Origin of the sequence: Dyella sp. EPa41, from assembly GCF_016586165.1 — a bacterium.
Taxonomy (GTDB): domain Bacteria; phylum Pseudomonadota; class Gammaproteobacteria; order Xanthomonadales; family Rhodanobacteraceae; genus Dyella.
The window spans coordinates 1-15,390 of sequence record NZ_BCPR01000016.1 but is presented as its reverse complement, the minus strand read 5'-3'; the positions used below and the strand labels follow the sequence as shown (position 1 = coordinate 15,390).

Genomic DNA, 15,390 nt, shown 5'->3' with positions numbered 1-15,390 from the left:
GAACAGGCTCTAGCCATGCGCCTCTCGACCAGTTGGATGTACCAGCAGTCCCTTGCCACGATGCTCAACCAGCAGAGCGCACTGGCGGCCACGCAGAACGAAGTCACGACGGGCGTGCGCATCAATGTCGCGTCCGACGATCCGGCGGGTGCGGGGCAGGTGGTGAGCCTGAGCCACGTGATTGCGGCGAACACGCAGTATTCGAGCAACATCGACAGCGCGAACACGCGCCTCAACACCGAAGCGAGCACGCTCAGCTCGGTGAACAGCGTGCTGGACAGCGCGCGCACGCTGGCCTTGCAGGCGATCAACGGCACGCTGGGTGATTCCGATCGCCAGAGCATTGCCAGCCAGCTCAGCCAGATCCGCGACCAGCTCGTGCAGCTGGCCAATACCACGGACAGCAACGGCAATGCGTTGTTTGCCGGCACCAGCACCACGCGCGCACCGTTCCAGGTGGGCGCCAATGGCGTGGTGGGCTACGTGGGCAACGACGATTCGCAGCACGCGTCGGTGGGTTCGGGCCTCCAGGTGGTCACGGGCGATGCGGGCTCCGGCCTGTTCATGAACATTCCGGCGGGCAATGGTTCGTTCTCCGCCAGCGTCGGCAATGCCAATGCCGGCACGCTGGTGGTGGGCGCCAACAGCGTTACCGACCTCGGCGCGTGGAACAGCACCAAGGCGTCGAGCGGTGGCGGCTACACCATCACCTTCGGTACCGGCGGCAGCTGGACGGCGGCGGACGCCAATGGCAATCCGGTGCTCGACGGCAGCGGCAATCCGGTCGGCGGCACTTACCAGGATGGCGGCTCAATCAGCTTCAACGGCATGAACATCGCGATGAGCGGCACGCCCGCGGCGGGCGATACCGTGTCGGTGTCGACCGGCGGCCAGCAAGATGTGTTCACCACGCTGAGCAACATGATCTCGGCGTTGCAGGGCGGCACCACCGATACGCAGCTGGCGAACCAGATGAGCCGGCAGATCGAATCGATCGACCAGGCGCAGTCGACGATCAGCGCGACGCAGGTGTCCATTGGTGGACGGCTCAACACGCTCACGCAGCAGCAGGGTGCGTACCAGGATCTCAACGTCACGTACCAGTCCGCGCTCAGTGACGTGGCAGGCGCCGATCCCTACAAGGCGATCAGCAACCTGTCGCTTCAATCGGCGGCGCTGCAGGCATCGCAGCAGGTATTTGCGCAGGTGAAGTCGATGAGCCTGTTCAATTATCTCAAGTAAGCAACGCGCAAGGATGGCGGCATGTGTGCGGCCATCGGCATATCACGGCGATCAACGGCAGCGAACGGGAGGCACGGCGTAGCGGAAAAGCACGGTTGCATTGGCAGCACAAGGTGAGCCCCGTCACGAAATGGGGGAATCGGCTCAAGTAATCGGAAAAGGCGCCGAAAAACTCACTGAGGCGGATGGCACAGCACATGACGGGCCGTTGCCGCCGGCAAGAACAAAGCCAATCAAACCGGCCACCGGTTTACGCAGGAGAAATCCATGTCTCTCGTTATCAACACCAACGTCTCGTCGCTGAACGCGCAGAACAACCTGACCAAGTCGAAGAACGCCCTGTCGCAGGCGACGGCGCGTCTGTCCTCGGGTCTGAAGATCAACAGCGCCGCCGACAACGCCGCCGGCTTCGCCATCTCGCAGCGCTACACCACGCAGATCGGTGGCCTCAGCCAGGCCAGCTCGAACGCCTCGGACGCCATCAACCTGGCGCAGACCGCCGGCTCCGCGCTGGACCAGGTGACCTCCAACCTCCAGGCCATCCGTGACCTGGCCGTGCAGTCCGCCAACGGCACCTATACCGACGCCGACCGTTCCTCGATCGACCAGGAAGTGCAGCAGCGTCTGGCGGAAATCACCCGCATCGCCAACCAGACCACCTTCAACGGTTCGAAGGTGCTCGACGGTTCGATGCAGACCAAGAGCTTCCAGATCGGCGCCGACGTCGGCCAGACCATCAGCGTGAGCCTGGGCACCAGCGTGAAGTCCAGCGCGATGGGCCAGGTGGCGGAAGTGTCCACGGGCGACATCAGCAGCGCGTTCGCCACGGGTGCCTCGGTGACCGGTTCGGCCGCGGGCTTCAAGGCTGACTTCAGCACCACCAACGCCAAGTTCGACGTCGACGGCAAGACCGTCACGCTGAGCAAGGACTACACCACCGACCAGAGCACCCTCGCTTCCGACGTGCAGACCCAGCTGGGTTCGGGCTACGCCGTGAGCTGGGACGCCACCAACGGTCTGTCCATCGCCGAAACGTCGCAGACGGGCGCCAGCGTGCCGGCTTCGGCTGCTCCGGCGATCACCAACGACACCGGTACGCTGTTCGGCGCGACGCCGACCACGGCCGGCGGTACGGCGGGCACGATCGCTTCGGAAGGTCTGTCGATCAATGGCACCGCCATCGATACCAGCGGCGTGAAGTCGCTGCAGGACCTGTCCGACGCCATCAACGCCGCCGGCGTCAGCGGCGTCAGCGCGGCGGTCAGCGGTGACGGCAAGGGCATCAACTTCTACTCCAGTGCTGGCCTGAAGATCGCCGACACCAAGGGTGGCGTGATCGGCGCCAACGCCAAGGACGTGAACGCCGGTGCGACCTACGCGGTGGGTACCGACGCCACGGTCGGCGGTTCGCTGTCGACGGGTAGCGTGTCCACGGTGGACAAGGCCAATGACCTGATCTCCCGCGTCGACGTGGCGCTGAAGACGGTCAGCGACTTCGCTGCCCAGCTGGGTGCGGTGCAGAACCGCTTCCAGTCCACCATCTCCACGGTGGCGGCGCAGACGACCAACCTGCAGGCCTCGCAGTCGACCATCCAGGACGCGGACTTCGCGGCCGAGACGGCCAACCTGAGCAAGGCGCAGGTGCTGCAGCAGGCCGGTATCTCGGTGCTGGCCCAGGCCAACTCGAACCCGCAGCAGGTGCTGAAGCTGTTGCAGTAACGGACTGAGGCCCCGGTCGCGGCTCTCCCGGGTCGCGGCCACCTCGGCCGGAAACACCATCGGGCGGATCGATGCCGATCCGCCCGATATCACGGGAGCCGCCGGCAAAGTCCTTGCGTGCGAGGGTTTTGCCGGGGGCTCGAACACGCCGCCGCAAGGCGGGCTCATTCGGGAACCGACAAGGTAGTGCGATGACCACGACCAGTGCCACCAGCAGCAACAGCCTGAGCTCCCTGCTCAACACGCTCACCGCGAACAGCACGGGCGGCAGCAACGGCGGCTCCTCGACGGGCGGCTCGTCCAGCACGGGTTCGTCTGCCAGCGGCACCGGCTCGGGCAGTTCGTCCGGCAGCGGCTCCGGCGGCGGCATTCTCAGCGCCAGCGGCATCGGTTCGGGCCTGGACGTGAGCTCGATCGTCACGGCGCTGGTCAACGCGCGCAAGGCGGCGTCGCAGAACCAGATCGACACGCGCACGACGCAGACCAACAACCTGCTCACCGGCCTGTCGTCGTTGAACTCCGCGTTGGGTGGCATCCAGAGCGCGCTGGCGACGCTCAATTCGGTCAACACGTTCAACAGCTACAACGCCACGCTGACGGCGACCGGCGGCAGTTCCAGCATCGGCACCGCCAGCACGCTGTCCAGCGCGCACCCGGGCACCTACACCATCGCGGTGAGCCAGCTCGCCACGGCGCAGAAGCGCACCAGCGATCCCGTCGCCAGTGGCACGGCCGTGGGGCAGGGCACGCTGAGCATCACGGTCGGCAGCAACACGATGAACGTGGCGGTGTCCGCCACCAACACGCTGGCCGACATCGCCACGTCGATCAACAGTTCTTCGTCCAACCCGGGCGTGACCGCCACCATCGTCAACGGTGTCAACGGCCAGCAGCTGGTGCTCAGCTCCAGCAAGACCGGCGTGGCCAACGGCTTCAGCGTGAGCGCCAATGCGACCAGCAGCGGCGGGCTGCAGGCCCTGGCCACCAAGCTCGACACGGCCGGCAGCAACGAGGCGCAGGACGCCAAGCTCACCATCGACGGCATCGACGTGACCAGCGCATCGAACTCGGTGTCGGGCAAGATGGACGGCGTCACCCTCAACCTGACCGGCACCGGCACCAACACGCTGACCGTCGCGCAGGACAACACGGCCGCGACCAACGCCATCCAGGGCCTGGTCGATGCGTACAACAGCTACGTAAACACGGTGTCCTCGCTGTCGAGCTACGACAAGAGCACCGGCGCGGCCGGCGTGCTGCTGGGCGATTCCACGCTCACCTCGGTCCAGCGCGGCATCGCTTCCGTGCTCAGCGGCTCGGTGAAGGGCAACAGCATCGGCACGCTGGCCAACCTCGGCATCACCCGCAACGCGGACGGCACGCTGGCCCTCGACACGGACAAGCTCGCGTCCGCTTTCCAGTCCAACGCCGCGGCGGTCAAGGATCTCTTCGCCGGCACCAACGGCTATGGCACCAAGCTCAACAGCACCATCAACGCGTACACGGCGACGGGCGGGATCATCCCGGCCCGGATGGACAGCCTCAACAACACGCTGACCCAGCTGAGCCAGCAGCAGACCGCGTTGAACGCGCGCATGGCCACCTACCAGAAGCAGCTGCAGAGCCAGTACACCGCGCTGGACACGCTGATGTCCTCGCTCAACAACACCAGCAGTTACCTGACCACGGCACTCGAGCAGCTCAACAACTCCAACAGCTCGAAGAACTGAACGGGAAAGTGACCATGACTTACGGCTATGCGCGCAATGCCAGCGCGGTTTACCAGGACAACAGCGCACGCGGCAGCGTCGAGGGCGCCGACCGCCACCAGCTGACCAGCATGCTGTTCGATGGCGCGATCGATCGCATCAACCAGGCGCGCGGGGCGATCCGCCGCGGCGACGTACCGGCGAAGGGCCTGTACTTCGGCAAGGCGCTGGCGATCATCAACGAACTGCGCGGCAGCCTCGACCACAAGACCGGCGCCGAACTGGCCGGTCGCCTGGATGCGCTTTACGACTACGTGACCCGCCGCCTCTTGCATGCCCAGCTCAACGATGACGAGCGCGCCATCGACGAAGCCATCGATCTGCTGACGCCGGTGCGCGATGCCTGGCGCCAGATCCGCGACACCTTCCTGGCTTCGCAAGGCGGCGCCTCGACCGCGGCGGCCTGAGGACGAACGGCATGATCGACCAGCTTCTGGGCATCAGTGCGCGCATGGTCGACGCCGCGCGCGCCGGCGACTGGGATGCGGTCGTGCAGCTGGAGGCCGAACGCAGTCCGCTGATCGCGGGGCTGTCGCTCGGTGACCCGTCGGCCCTGGCCACCTTCAAGGCCTTGCTGGTTCACACGGAAGAAGTAAGGGCACTGGCGAAGCAGCAGCGCGAGCGCCTGGGCGAGGCGCTCGGCGAGCACCAGCAGCGTCATCGCGCGCTCAGCGCCTATCTCCAGACCGCCAACGACTGACAAGACGGCCTGTTCGGCACTGAGACGATCGCGCGCATAATCCCTACATATCGCGGCGGCTCGCGGAGCCCCGTCCAGAAACATGGGGGGAGCCCATGCAAGACCCGTCCTGGCTGGCCTTTTCCGAACGCGTTACCTACGAAGACGGACTGCACGTGAGCTGCGCGGCGTTGCCGCAGCCGCTGGGTGATCTCCAGCTGTCGGCCATGCGCGAGCGCAATCTCAGCGTGCTCAATACGCTGGCCGTTTTCACCGAGCGTCGCGTGGAGGCGCTGGATGAAGAAGGTCCCGTGTCGCAGGACATCCTGCGGCTGGACAGCAAGCTCAACGTATTGATGGCGATGCTGGACCAATTGCTGCGCCGTGACACCGAGCTGCCGCCACGGCAGACGGTATCCTTCAACGCCGTCGGGGCGCTGCTGTCGCCCTCGCTTTGGCCCGCGGGCCAGTCGCATGGACTGCTCCGGCTGCACTTCGACGGCTGCCTCGCGCTGCCCCTCGAATTGCCGGCACGCCTCGTGCAAGAGCGTGATGGCGATCACATTTTTGTTGCCTTTGAATCCATCGACGAAGTGACATGTGACGCACTTGAGCGCCTCGTGTTCCGCCACCACCGACGTAAAGTGGCAGGTCGTCGGCTGACAGCTTCTTAGGACTGTGCCGACAGCACGAGTGGCTATGTGATGGACATCACGTTACGAAAAGCCGACGCGAAAATTCTTTGACGCCGATCTCAGTCGACTGCCGTACAAGGTCACTTTCCCGCGCTGCGGATTGGAACGATTTAATCCAACGGATTCAGCGACATGGCGCATACCCCTGAGGCGTGCGTCAGCGCATGTCCGCATAGGTGACGCAGGCCGACAGATGAGCCTGACAGTCAGTGTCGGCATTTCGTTACGCACTGGCCTTCTTCTTGCTCCCTCCCGTTCGAGAGTCGACGACGGACCGTCGACAACGAGCAGCGCAGTCCGGGTTAGGGGTCCACGATGAAGCAGCACGCACGAGAGTCAGGCATGGGGAAATTCGACGTACTGGTGATCGAATCCGATCGCCGCAGGGCGGAGTCCGTCGTATCGGCGCTGGAGTTTCTCGGTTATCGGCCGCAATGCGGCGACGAATGCGAAACGGTGGACGAATCGACCCACGCGTGGCGCGTGGTGTATGTGGGCACGGTGAAGGACGACGCGGAAGCCGAGCGTCAGTTCTCCCGGCTCGGTGCCGCCGCGGCGCATGCGATGGTGCTGCTGGCCGCCGATTCGGAATGGGTGGCGCGCCTGGGTACGGATGCCTCGCCCTTCAGCGCGCGCATCGGCATGGTGGAATTCCCGTTGCGCTACGAACAGTTGACCGAAGCGCTGCGTGGCCACCAGGCCACCGCGCCGAGCCGTCGCCCGGAGCTTCGCCTGGTCGGCAGCTCGGGTCCGATGAGCCGCGTGAATGCACTGGTGCGCCAGGTGGCGCCGTTCGATTCCAGCGTGCTGGTGCTGGGCGAATCCGGCACCGGCAAGGAAATGGTGGCCCGCGCCATCCATGATTGCTCCTCGCGACGCGACAAGCCGTTCGTGGCGATCAACTGCGGCGCCATTCCGGCCGAACTGCTCGAAAGCGAACTCTTCGGTCACGAGAAGGGCGCTTTCACCGGCGCCATCGCCACCCGCAAGGGCCGCTTCGAGCTGGCCGAGGGCGGCACGCTGTTCCTCGACGAAATCGGCGACATGAGCCTGCCGATGCAGGTGAAGCTGCTGCGCGTGCTGCAGGAGCGCGTGTTCGAGCGCGTGGGCAGCAATCGCACGCAGCGCTGCGACGTGCGCATCATCGCCGCCACGCATCGCAACCTCGAAGCCGCGATCGCCAACGGCCACTTCCGCGAAGACCTCTATTACCGCCTCAGCGTGTTTCCGCTGGAGATGCCCTCGCTGCGCGAGCACCTGGAAGACCTGCCGGAGCTGGTGGCCGAGTTCAACCAGCGCCTCTCGCGCCGCGGCCTGGCCAACGTGCGCTTCAGCGCCGGCGCCATGCATGCGCTGCACGGCTATGGCTGGCCGGGCAACGTGCGTGAGCTGTGCAACCTGGTGGAGCGCCTGTCCATCCTTTACCCCCACGCCGAAGTGCGCGTGAGCGACCTGCCGGAAAAGTACCGCGGCCAGCAGGTGATCGAGGAAGTGCGCGGCACCGCGCTGCTGTCGCTGATGACCGGCCAGTCCAGCGTGATGTCCGAGCCGATGGCCGTGGTGCCGACCGATTCGCTGGTGATGCTGCCCGAAGGCGGCCTGGACCTTAAGGATCACCTGGCCGACATCGAGGTGGGCCTCATCCGTCAAGCGCTTGACGTGACCGGCGGCGTGGTGGCGCATGCGGCGAAGCTGTTGCGCATGCAACGCACCACGCTGGTGGAGAAGCTGCGCAAGTATGGCTTGCAGCCGAGTTTGCAGGCCTGATTTTTCCCTGGTTTTTCGGGGTTTGCAGGAGCGCACCCAGTGCGCGAAAAGCCGGCGAAGCGGTGACGTCGAATCGCTGCGGTCGCGCACTGGGTGCGCTCCTACAGGGGACATCGGGGCGAAAAAATACGGTGGCACGCATCGTGCTTCTACACACCAGAACATCGTCACGCGTTGGAATTCCGACATGAGCCAGATCGACGTCAACAACCTGCTGTCGCAAATGCGCCAGATGTCTTCGCAGGTGAAGCCAGCCGAACAGGCGTTCACCGCGGCCAAGCCCGGCCAGGCGGATTTCTCGAGCCTGCTGAAGCAGTCCATCGCTTCGGTGGCCGACGCGCAGACCGATGCGGGGCGACTCGCCCTCGGTTTCGAGCGCGGCGATGCCGGCGCCGACCTCGGCCGCACGATGGTGGCCGTCCAGAAGGCCGATCTCTCGTTGAACACGCTCGCGCAGGTGCGCAACAAGCTGGTCGATGCCTACAACAACATCATGAACATGCCGGTCTGACCGGCTCTCTGACGCGCACGAGCCCCTTCCATGGCCGATAACGCCCTCGCGACCACCGACGACAAGGCCGGTTCTCGCCTGGACCTCAAGCAGCTCGCACGTACGCCGGCAACGCGGCAGCTCTTGCTGTTGTTCGGCGTGGCGGCCGCCGTGGCGCTGGGCGTCGCGGTGGTGCTGTGGTCGCGCGGTCCCAATTACAGCCTGCTGTATACAGGGCTGGAGCAGAAGGACGCTGCCGCCGTCACGCAGGCGCTGCAGGCTTCCAATACGCCGTTCACGCTGAGCGCGGACGGTAGTTCGATCATGGTGCCCGCGTCCGATCTCGCGGCGATCCGCCTGAAGCTCGCTTCGCAAGGCTTGCCGCAAGGCAGCGCCAGCGCGACCGCGGTGCCCGGCGCCGATTCGCCGTTCGGCATGAGCGACCTCGCCGAGCGCACGCGCTACCAGCAGATGCTGGAAACCGACCTGGGCAACACCATCGCGGGCCTGCAGTCGGTACGCGCCGCACGCGTGCATCTGGCCTTGCCCAAGCCGTCGGCCTTCATTCGCGACAACCATGAAGCCAGCGCCTCGGTGCTGGTGACGCTGTATCCGGGTCGCCAGCTCGATGCGAGCCAGGTGGCGGCGATCGTGCACCTGGTGGCGTCGAGCGTGCCCAATCTCGATCCCAAGCAGGTGTCGGTGGTCGACCAGCAGGGCCAGTTGCTCACCACGACCGATCCGGGCAGCGCCAGCGCCATCGGCGATACGCGCCTGCGCCTGGCCACGCGCCTGGAGAACACCTACGCGCAGCGCATCGAAGAACTGCTCACGCCGCTGGTCGGCCCGGGCAAGGTTCGCGCGCAGGTCTATGCGGACCTCGACTTCAGCGAGACCGAGAAGGCCACGGAGACCTACGGCCACGACCATCCGGCGCTGCGTAGCGAGCAGACCAACAGCCAGTCGCGCACCGGCAATGCAACCGATGGCGGTGTGCCGGGCGCGCTGAGCAACCAGCCGCCCAACACCGTCGCGCAGCCCACCGCGGCACAGCCGAATGCCGGCAAGGGCGCGGCGGGCAAGGGCGCGGCCGCGACGACGGCCCAGGCGGCCGGCCCGTCGGAGAATTCCAGCAGCGCCACGCGCAACTACGAACTCGATCGCACCATCAGCCATGTCAGCGATCCGGCGGGTCGCCTGGCGCGCCTGACCGTGGCGGTGGTGGTCGACAACAAGACGGTGGCCGGCGACAAGGGCGGCAACAAGAGCGTGCCGTTCACGCCGCAGGAACTGGAGCACCTCACCACGCTGACCCGCAACGCGGTGGGCTACAACGAAACGCGCGGCGACAGCGTCAGCGTCATCAACCAGCCGTTCCACCAGGACACGACGGGCGACACCTCGCAGCCGCCGCTGGCGTTCTGGGAGCGCCCCGGCATGCTCGACCTGATCAAGCAGGGCGCGGGCATCCTGGTGGCGCTGCTGGTGGCGTTTGGACTGCTGCGCCCGCTGCTGCGTGGACTCACGCGCAGTCCGGCGCCGGGCAAGGCCCTCGCGGTGGCGAAGGAACAGGTGCCGCCAACCATTTCGGTGCGTATCGACGACAAGGAAGACGTCGACGAACTGGCGCGCCTCAACAACGGCATCGCGCCGGCCATGGCCTACGAGCAGCGCATCGGCCTGGCGCGCCGCATGGTGAGCGAGAACCCCAAGCAGGTGGCGCAGGTGGTCAAGAGCTGGGTGGGCGAAGATGGCGGCTAAGCATACGGCAAGCCCATCCGTTCGCCCGGCGCTTCGGAATCGTCGCGCGCAGCCGATATCGCGGGGACAGGCACGCGCAACCGGTGCATCCGTGATGCGCCCGCGCGTGCAGCCATTCGGGCGGATTGAATCATGAAGGCAGAGACACCCATTACCGGTGCGCAGCGCGCCGCCATTCTGTTGCTCACGCTGGGCGAACAGGACGCCGCCGAGGTGCTCAAGCACCTCAGCGCGCGCGATGTCCAGGCGGTGGGCACGGCCATGGCCAGCCTTACCAACGTATCGCGCGAGCAGGTGGAGCTGGTGCTTTCCCGTCTCAACGACGACATGGGCCGCCACACCTCGCTGGGCGTGGGCACCGAGGAATACATCCGCAAGATCCTGGTCAACGCACTGGGCGAGAGCAAGGCTGGCGGCCTGATCGACCGCATCCTGCTCGGCCGTTCCAGCAAGGGCCTGGAGTCGCTCAAGTGGATGGAAAGCCGCGCCATCGCCGAGATGATCAGCCAGGAGCACCCGCAGATCATCGCGCTGGTGCTGGCGCACCTGGAGCCCGACCAGGCGGCCGAAGTGATCGGCTACCTGCCGCCGCGCACGCGCAGCGACGCGGTGATGCGCATCGCCACGCTCGACGGCGTGCAGCCACATGCGCTCAACGAGCTCGACGAGATCATGGAACGCCAGTTCTCCGGCAACACCAAGAAGCTCAAGTCCGCCACCGTGGGCGGCCTCAAGGCGGCGGCCAACATCCTCAACGCGATGGAAACCACGCGCGAGAACGAGCTGATGGCCGCCATCCGCACCCATGACGCGGGCCTCAGTGGCCGCATCGAAGAACTGATGTTCGTGTTCGAAGACCTGGGCGACCTGGACGACCGCAGCATGCAGACGCTGTTGCGCGAAGTGCCCACCGCCCGCCTGGTCACCGCGCTCAAGGGCGCCGAACCCGGCGTGCGCGAGAAGATCTTCGCCAACATGTCCAAGCGCGCGGCCGACATGCTGCGCGACGACCTCGAAGTATCGGGCCCCGTTCGCCTCAGCGAAGTCGACGCGGCGCAGAAGGAAGTGCTGGGCATCGCGCGCAAGCTGGCCGATTCGGGCCAGATCAATCTTTCCGGTACGGGTGACGAGCTGGTCGCATGAATAGGCTCTCGAACCGCGACAACCTCGTGCAGTTCGAACGCTGGCTTCCGCCGGAAATGGGCGAGCCCGTCGTCGAGTCCGCGCCGGCCGAACCGGTGATCCAGCCGACCGTGCGCGACCTGGAAGCGTTGGAGCAACAGGCGCGCGAGGAAGGCTATGCGGCCGGACATGCCGAAGGCATGGCTGCGGCGCGTGACCTGATGAATTCGCGCATGGCCAAGCTCGATGCGCTGCTGGAATCCGCCGCGCGTCCCCTGTGTGCCTTGGACGAACTGGTGGAGCTGGAACTGGCGCGCCTGGCCATGACCGTCGCGCGCCAGGTGCTGTCGCATGAACTGCGCACCTCGCCCGACCTGGTGGTGGAAGCCGTGCGCCAGGCCGCGCTGGCGCTGCCGGCGGCCTCGGGCAACCTGCGCGTGCGCCTGCATGCGGAAGATCTCTCGCTGCTGCGCACGCTCGGCGTGGCCGAGGAAAACTGGCAACTGGTGGCCGATCCCGCGCTGCAGCGCGGTGACTGCATGCTCGAAACCGAACGCTCGCGCCTCGATGCGCGGTTGGAAACACGGCTCGCCGCCGTGGTCGATGCCGTGCTCGGCGCCGAGGCCGAAGATCTCGATGCCGACGCCGATGAGGTGCGCGGGTGAAGGCGGCGTCCGGCCAGACGCGCACCGCGCTTTGGCAGGAACGGCTGGCGCGCCGGCGCATGCGTGCCCAGGGCGCGCATACGCTTACCGTGGAAGGGCGCCTGCGCCGCGTGGTCGGTCTCACGCTGGAGGCCGAAGGCTGCGAAGCGCCGCTCGGCGCGCGTTGCATGGTCACCACGGCCGATGGCAGTGAACTGGATACCGAAGTGGTGGGCTTCGCCGACGAACGCCTGCTGCTGATGCCCGTGACCGAAATGCACGGCGTGCTGCCCAACGCGCGCGTGCGGCCCTGCGCGCATACCAGCGGCTTGCCGGTCGGTACGGCCCTGCTCGGGCGCGTGGTCGGCGCCGACGGCCTGCCGCTCGACGGCATGGGCCCGCTCGACGTCGACGAACATGCGGGCCTCAAGCGCGAGCCGATCAACCCGATGTCGCGCAAGCCGATCGATACGCCGCTGGACACCGGCGTGCGCGCCATCAATGCATTGCTCAGCGTGGGCCGTGGCCAGCGTATCGGCCTGTTCGCCGGTTCCGGCGTCGGCAAATCGACGCTGCTGGGCATGATGACCCGCTACACCGATGCCGACGTGGTGGTAGTGGGACTGATCGGCGAACGCGGCCGCGAAGTGAAGGAATTCGTCGAGCACACGCTGGGCCCCGAAGGCCGCGCGCGCTCGGTGATCGTCGCCGCGCCGGCCGATGCGCCGCCGCTCAAGCGCCTGCGCGGCGCGCAGTACGCGACGGCCATCGCCGAATGGTTCCGCGATCGCGGCCAGCGCGTGTTGCTGCTGATGGATTCGATCACCCGCTATGCCCAGGCGCAGCGCGAGATCGCCCTCGCCATCGGCGAGCCTCCGGCCACCAAGGGTTACCCGCCGTCGGTGTTCGCCATGCTGCCCGCACTGGTGGAACGCGCCGGCAACGATGCCGAAGGCCGCGGTTCGATTACGGCGTTCTATACCGTGCTGGCCGAAGGCGACGACTATCGCCACGACCCCATCGCGGACGCGGCGCGCGCCATCCTGGACGGCCATATCGTGCTCTCGCGCGATCTGGCCGAGGCGGGGCATTACCCCGCCATCGATATCGAAGCGTCGATCAGCCGCGTGATGCCCGCCGTGGTCCGGCGCGAGCACATGCGCGCGGCGCAGCGCTTCCGCCAGGTGTATTCGGCCTATCGCCAGCAACGCGACCTGATCGCGGTCGGCGCCTACCAGAAGGGCTCCGACCCGCAGGTGGACCACGCCATCGCGATGTGGCCCAGGTTGCGCGACTTCCTGCAGCAGGAAGTGGACGCGCCCACCACGTTGTCCGACGCGATCGCCATGCTTGAGCAACTCACCGCCGGGGGTACGCCGTGAAGTCACGCGCCAATCGCCTGCAGCCGGCGGCCGACCTGGCGCATGACCGCCAGGAAGCGGCCATGCAGAAACTGGCCGAACAGCAGCAGCGCCTGGCCAAGGCCGAGGCACAGCTGGCCGAACTGCGCCGCTATCGCGAGGAGTACGCCGAGACGGGCGGCGGCGTTACCGTGAGCGCCTTGCTCAACCGTCGCCAGTTCGTCGAGCGCATCGACAGCGTCATCGCACAGCAGGTCAACGAAGTGGCGCGCCAGCAGCGCCAGCTCGAACACGTCCGCGTCCAGTGGCGCGATGCGCATGCCCGCGAACAGGCACTGGGCAGCGTGATCGACCGCTACCGCGAGCAGGAACGCAAGGTCGAGGAACGGCGCGAGCAGGCCGAGATCGACGAACGCATGCAATACCGGCGCCCGCCCGGGGACGCCCGTCGATGAGCCGCCACTATCTGGAGATCGCACCATGACCTCTGCCGCCGTGCTGTCCGTGACTACGGCCGTGGCCGCAAATGCCACCACCAGCCATGCTTCGTCGTCGCACGAGGCGACGGGCAACGCCCCACGCAGCGATTTCCGCAAGCCGCTGCTGCAGGCGCGCCAGCAACAGCAGCAGGCCTCTTCCTCGCAGCAGGCGCCGTCCGGCCGCGACGCCAGGCCTGCCGCCACGGATTCCCGCACGGACCATCACGCCGCCGATCCGCAGGACAAGGCCGGCAAGGACGACGCCACCGCGACGACGGCCACGCCCGATCCCGCCACCGCCATGCTGGCATTGCTGGGGCAGAGCATGCCCGCGCAGCCCACGGCCACGCCCGGATCCGATGCCGCGACGCAGGGCGACGCGGTGGCATCGCCGCCCGCCGCCACACTGCCCGCGGGCATGCAGGCCATCGCGAACCAGCAAGCCGCGATGCCGGGCCTGCAGCCGGACGCGGACGACCTGCTCGATTCGAAGGACGTCGGCGCGACCAAGGGCGATGCAACGGAGACGACATCCGCTGCCGCCGACGACAGCGAAGAAACCGCCACGAGTTTTGCCGACGCACTGGCGGCGATGGCCAAGAACACCGGCGCCGACCAGGCGTCCCCGTCGGCGTCCAACGATCACAGCCATCCGTTGGATGCGCTGAACTCGCTGATGACCTCGCCGTTGCCACAGCCGGCGGCCGCGGCCGCGCCGGCCGCGCATGTGCTCACCATGCAGTCCAGCGTCGGCACGCCGGCGTTCGCGCAGGAGCTGGGGCAGCAGGTCGCCTGGCTGGGCGGGCAGGACGTCAAGGAGGCGCGCATCCGCCTGCACCCCGAAGACCTCGGGCCGCTCGACGTGAAGGTCAGCGTGAAGCAGGACCACGTCGACGTCAGTTTCATCGCCCAGCACCCGCAGGCGGTGCACGCCGTGCAGCAGACACTTGGCCAGCTCGACACCTTGCTGGCGCACCACGGCCTTTCGCTCGGCCATGCGGAAGTGGGGCAGGGCGGGCGCGGCCAAGAAAGCGGGCAGGGCGCGTCGTCGTCCGGCACCAATGGCGCCGCCGACGACACGCCGCAGGAAGGCGGCATCGCCGCGGTCGCCGCGCCGGTGATCAAGGCGATCGGGTTGCTCGATACCTTCGCCTGATCAAACCGAACTCTTCCGCTGCGGGAACCCACCCCGTGCGCGCCTGCGGATCGAATGCTGGCCGCATGGGGGCCGTCGCGAATATCCGCGGCGCCCGGCGACCATCGGAAACCGAGGTGACGCCCCGGCGGTGCGGTCGCGCACAGGGTGCGCTCCCACAAGGTGGGTCTGCGTCGAGTGGTGCGCCGCGCGTCATTGTAGGAGCGCACCCAGTGCGCGACCGCAGGGATGCGGAATGTTTCAGCGGTCGGGTCGTTGCGGGCGGATCTGGCGATAACTGCGTACCGAGGTGGCGGCCTGGCGTCGTGGTCGCGCACTGGGTGCGCTCCTACATAGGTAGGAAGGAACTTCGCGAGCCCCGCCCCTCACCCCAGCCCTCTCCCCGGAGGGGAGAGGGGGAAAGTGCGTGGCGGCCCATAGGCTTCATCACGGCTCAGCGAAGTGGCTTTAAGTCCTCTTCGTTAGGACGCGTTGCGGTGTAGCGGCTTCGTTCGAGGTAGAAATGA

General features: G+C 66.9%; 14 protein-coding genes. All 14 read left to right on the top strand.

The genetic code is table 11. The features are described 5' to 3' along the window. The first annotated feature begins 15 nt into the window (after positions 1-15). The 14 genes from flgL to JMF82_RS07275 all read left to right on the top strand — a co-directional run bounded on the left by flgL (position 16) and on the right by JMF82_RS07275 (position 14,884). Positions 16-1,242, top strand: coding sequence for a flagellar hook-associated protein FlgL (flgL, locus tag JMF82_RS07340; protein WP_201313881.1), 1,227 nt, complete (start codon positions 16-18; stop codon positions 1,240-1,242). Positions 1,243-1,509: 267 nt separating this feature from the next. Further along, a complete protein-coding gene (locus JMF82_RS07335; RefSeq protein ID WP_201313880.1) occupies positions 1,510-2,961 on the top strand; it encodes a flagellin in 1,452 nt (483 codons plus the stop codon). Positions 2,962-3,152: 191 nt separating this feature from the next. After that, complete coding sequence (gene fliD / locus JMF82_RS07330; protein WP_201313879.1) at positions 3,153-4,691, top strand: flagellar filament capping protein FliD; 1,539 nt, start codon at positions 3,153-3,155, stop codon at positions 4,689-4,691. A gap of 14 nt (positions 4,692-4,705) precedes the next feature. After that, positions 4,706-5,137: a flagellar export chaperone FliS gene (fliS, locus tag JMF82_RS07325; RefSeq protein ID WP_201313878.1), complete on the top strand. Its 432-nt coding sequence runs from the start codon at positions 4,706-4,708 to the stop codon at positions 5,135-5,137. Between the two features lie 11 nt (positions 5,138-5,148). After that, a complete protein-coding gene (locus tag JMF82_RS07320) occupies positions 5,149-5,430 on the top strand; it encodes a flagellar protein FliT (protein WP_201313877.1) in 282 nt (93 codons plus the stop codon). A gap of 95 nt (positions 5,431-5,525) precedes the next feature. Further along, the gene (locus JMF82_RS07315) at positions 5,526-6,083 is read left to right on the top strand and encodes a PilZ domain-containing protein (protein WP_201313876.1); all 558 of its coding nucleotides are present in this window, start codon (positions 5,526-5,528) and stop codon (positions 6,081-6,083) included. A 363-nt stretch (positions 6,084-6,446) separates the two neighbouring features. Continuing rightward, positions 6,447-7,871 (top strand): sigma-54-dependent Fis family transcriptional regulator, encoded by a 1,425-nt coding sequence (locus JMF82_RS07310; RefSeq protein WP_201313875.1) that lies wholly within the window; start codon positions 6,447-6,449, stop codon positions 7,869-7,871. A 187-nt stretch (positions 7,872-8,058) separates the two neighbouring features. Further along, positions 8,059-8,382, top strand: coding sequence for a flagellar hook-basal body complex protein FliE (fliE, locus tag JMF82_RS07305; protein ID WP_201313874.1), 324 nt, complete (start codon positions 8,059-8,061; stop codon positions 8,380-8,382). Positions 8,383-8,412: 30 nt separating this feature from the next. Then, positions 8,413-10,122, top strand: a complete 1,710-nt coding sequence (gene fliF, locus JMF82_RS07300) for a flagellar basal-body MS-ring/collar protein FliF (protein ID WP_201313873.1) — start codon at positions 8,413-8,415, stop codon at positions 10,120-10,122. A gap of 150 nt (positions 10,123-10,272) precedes the next feature. Beyond that, positions 10,273-11,265, top strand: a complete 993-nt coding sequence (gene fliG / locus JMF82_RS07295; RefSeq protein ID WP_201313943.1) for a flagellar motor switch protein FliG — start codon at positions 10,273-10,275, stop codon at positions 11,263-11,265. Further along, positions 11,262-11,909 carry a flagellar assembly protein FliH gene (locus JMF82_RS07290; protein WP_201313872.1) on the top strand — a complete coding sequence of 216 codons (648 nt, stop codon included), beginning with the start codon at positions 11,262-11,264 and terminating at the stop codon, positions 11,907-11,909. Before fliG ends, JMF82_RS07290 begins: the two co-directional genes overlap by 4 nt. Before the next feature lie 44 nt (positions 11,910-11,953). Next, positions 11,954-13,270, top strand: coding sequence for a flagellar protein export ATPase FliI (fliI, locus tag JMF82_RS07285; protein WP_255559944.1), 1,317 nt, complete (start codon positions 11,954-11,956; stop codon positions 13,268-13,270). Further along, on the top strand, positions 13,267-13,704 hold the full coding sequence (gene fliJ / locus JMF82_RS07280) for a flagellar export protein FliJ (RefSeq protein WP_201313870.1): 438 nt from the start codon (positions 13,267-13,269) through the stop codon (positions 13,702-13,704). Before fliI ends, fliJ begins: the two co-directional genes overlap by 4 nt. Before the next feature lie 25 nt (positions 13,705-13,729). Next, the gene (locus JMF82_RS07275; protein WP_201313869.1) at positions 13,730-14,884 is read left to right on the top strand and encodes a flagellar hook-length control protein FliK; all 1,155 of its coding nucleotides are present in this window, start codon (positions 13,730-13,732) and stop codon (positions 14,882-14,884) included. Positions 14,885-15,390 lie beyond the last annotated feature (506 nt).